The following is a 3,426-nucleotide window of genomic DNA, read 5'->3' as shown; positions in this document are numbered from 1 at the left end:
ATACTTTACGATTCGTGTAAAAATGAAGCAGTTTGCGTAAAGGACGGAATGGCGGGCCCTACAGCGACTTTTCGTCAGGTTTTTCACAAAGTTGTCCACAGGTTTTGTGGGGTAATCCCCAGCAGAGAAAAAAATCGCAACAGTCTTGACGTTTGGCAATGGATCAGGACGTGGCCGGCCCTGGTGAAAAACCATGCAAGTCGCTGTAACCTTTGCCACCACTGGCTTTCAGGGGGTTATCCGGCGTTCGTTAACAGTTTTATCCACAGATGCCGTGGATATAAAACGGGGTGTGGGTAACCTTGGGTTAAGGAGGGTGGGGCGAAACAAGGGCCTTATGGTGGCATTCAGTGATGAGCCGAATGCAGATAGCTGACGTTTTATTCAGGCCCTGACTTGACCAGCTCGCTGCTATATTTTGCTTCGTGTATGGCCTGGATATTCCCGGCAGGCATACCGCAATAGCGACGGCCTCTCGGGCCCGGTGGTTTTGGTCGTGTCATTCTGCGTGGCACGTTCAGGCAACTCCAGAACCAAAAAAGGCGCCGTTAAGGCGCCTTTCTTGTGCTTCGGTGTCGGTATTACCTAGAAGCGATACTCACCACCGTCGATGCCGTTTTGCGTGGCTTCATCCAGTTGCTGGTAGCAACTCTCGCCAGGTAGCAGCGCGTAGACGGCGTTGCTCTGCTGGCTCAGGTCGTACTTCTGTTCCTTGAGCTTGTTTTTCTGGTGCTTGAAGGTGCCAGTGGTTTCCATGGCTTCTTCGTTGATACGCAGGAAAACAGGAATGGCGTAAGGCGGCAGCTCTCGCTTCAGGTAGTCACACAGGCCCTGGAAATCAAAGTCGCTGTGGTTGCCGGTCAGGCGGATCTGGCCCATGCCGGCACGGCCGTTGGTGTTGGGGATTTCCACACCATAGACCACGGATTCCTGAATGCCGTCGTAGCCATCGAGAATCTGTTCCACTTCGGTGGTGGATACGTTTTCGCCTTTCCAGCGGAAGGTATCCCCCAGGCGGTCCACGAACTGGGCGTGGCGGAAACCGATGTCGCGCATCATGTCGCCGGTGTTGAACCAGGCATCACCCTTGGTGAAGACATCACGGTAGATGGACTTCTCGGTCTTTTCCGGGTCGGTGTAGCCGTCGAAAGGCGTCTTTTCGGTGATTTCGCCCAGCATCAGCCCGGATTCGCCTTTGCCGACCTTGATCATGTGACCTTTGCTGTCACGCACCGGCTCGTCACGCTCTTTGTCGTATTTGACGATGGCGTAGCTGACCGGGGAGAACCCTACGGTGTTGTCGAAGTTGAATACGTTGGTGAAAGCCACGTTGCCTTCCGAGGAGGCATACAGCTCGACCACACGATCAATGCCGAAGCGGTTCTTGAAGTCTTTCCAGATGCTCGGGCGCAGGCCGTTACCGACAATGGTATGGACCTTGTTGTCCTGATCGTTGGGCTTTTCCGGCTGCTCGTGCAGATAACGGCACAGCTCGCCCACATAGCCGAAGGCGGTGCAGTTATGGCGGCGGATGTCTTCCCAGAAGCCACTGGCGGAGAATTTGCGCGCAATGACAATGGAGCCGGCACTGGCGATGACCGATGCCCAGCAGATCACCATGCCGGTGGCGTGGTAGAACGGCAGGGTGGTGTAAATGCGGTCGTCCTTGGTCAGGCGTACGGCGGAGAAGCCGAAGCCGCCATAGGCTTTTTCCCAGCGGCCGTGGTTGAAGACCACGGCTTTGGGCAGGCCAGTGGTACCGGAGGTATAAATGTAGAACAGCGGGTCGCGCAGGAAGGTCTGCTTGCTGGACGCCGGGTTCTCGCTGGAGCAATCGCGGCTTTCGCTGGCCAGGTTCTTGTAGCCGGCCGGCGCTTCACCGGGGTCGTCCAGGGTGTTCTGGTCGGCAAAGAAGAAAAAGTTGTCTTTCAGATCCAGATCACCGCGGATGTCTTCCACGGCATCGATCAGCTCTTCGCCAACGATGGCAGCTTTGGGTTTCACCAGATTGAAACTATGGATCAGTACCTTGCCGCGCTGGGATGTGTTGATCAGGGCCGCACACACACCGAGTTTTGCGCAGGCGAGGACCGCAGCCAGCAGCTCGGGACGGTTTTCCACGTTGACGGCAACGGTGTCGCCTTTTTTCAGGCCGATGGAGGCCAGGTAGTCTGCCAGGCGGTTGGCCCAGGCGTTGAACTGCTTGTAGGTAAGTTCTGTGTCCTGGTAGATCACGGCAGCGCCATTCGGGTTCATGCTGGTGGCGCGCTCGATAGCAACGCCCAGCCCCAATGGCTTGCTGGTGTCAGTGATTTTCGCCATCTTCGAGCCCTTGATCAGGCCGGGAAGATTGGTGATTACCTCTGGAACCTTGGACAGAAGCTTGGGCAACGTGATGATGTCGGCGTTGCTCATAGGATCTCCATTGTCTGTGTTCTTGGAAGGCCCGGAAAAGCCCGTAGCCCAGTGTTGGCAAGCGGGCGCTTACCTTAACCGTAGCACCAGGGCAGGGCAAGCACCCTGCCCGGTGGCAGTGCCCGGGGAAATCGGAGGGGGCCGTTTTGGCCCGATCTGCCCGGCGCGGATTATTGGATCACAGCGGAGTGTCCTTCTCCGTGGGAAAATTGTCACTGACCGAATGTGACGGGGGTTACTCCGCTGCATCCGGGGTGACAGTAACCAGCAATTGCTGGCGTTTTACCTGGCTGCCCACGCTGAGATCCAGTACTTCAATGGTGCCGTCGCAGTCTGCTTTGAGGCTGTGTTCCATTTTCATGGCTTCCATCACCACCAGAACCTGCCCTTTGCTGACGGTATCGCCGGCTTTGACGTTCACATCGATGACGGCGCCGTCCATGGGGGCACGGATCAGGCCGGAACCGGCCTGGTCACTGCTGCCGGCAGCGGTGTGGGTAGCATCACTGAAGCAGGCTGTGTGGCCTTGACTCTGCAGCCAGTATTGATTGCCATGCTGGATCACGCTGGCGGTCACTTCCACGCCGTTCACGTCTACGCGATCGCCGCTCAGCGGCGTCAGCGTGAGGGTGTCGGAGGTGTTCTCAAAAGTGATGGTGACCTGGTTGCCCAGATAGCGGATGTACAGCGTCTGTTTATGTTCACCGCTGCGTAACGCCACCGGTTGGGCTCCTAGCGTACTGGAGTGCCAGCCTCGCAGGGTGTCATTGGGTGTTTCGCGTCGACAGTGATGCAAAGCGGCCAGTGCCCACAGGGTGTTGTCAGGGGCGTCGCCGGCCAGGCTGCTGTCGTCGGCAAAGTCTTCGCCGATAAAGGCGGTGGTGGCATCGCCACTGGCGAATACCGGGTGGGCCAGGATCGCTGCCAGAAACCGGCGGTTGTCGTTTACGCCCATCAGGGTGGTGTCCTGCACGGCACGAATCAGCCGGCGGCGTGCATCTTCGCGGCTGT

General features: G+C 57.6%; 2 protein-coding genes. Both read right to left on the bottom strand.

Annotation, left to right across the window (positions count from 1 at the left end):
- Window positions 1-585: 585 nt before the first annotated feature.
- Complete coding sequence (locus A3754_RS20025; RefSeq protein ID WP_063521100.1) at window positions 586-2,415, bottom strand: long-chain-acyl-CoA synthetase; 1,830 nt, start codon at window positions 2,413-2,415, stop codon at window positions 586-588.
- A gap of 235 nt (window positions 2,416-2,650) precedes the next feature.
- Window positions 2,651-3,426, bottom strand: a 776-nt coding sequence (locus A3754_RS20020; protein ID WP_156497111.1) for a biotin/lipoyl-containing protein, incomplete at its 5' end; no start/stop codon positions are given.

This window comes from Alcanivorax sp. HI0083 (assembly GCF_001635175.1).
The sequence above is the reverse complement of the archived record's forward strand: the minus strand, read 5'-3'. Positions and strand labels throughout refer to the sequence as shown.

Coding starts and splice junctions, on each gene's coding strand:
- A3754_RS20025 (WP_063521100.1), bottom strand. CDS start 2,415: ATGAGCAACGCCGACATCATCACGTTGCCCAAGCTTCTGTCCAAGGTT.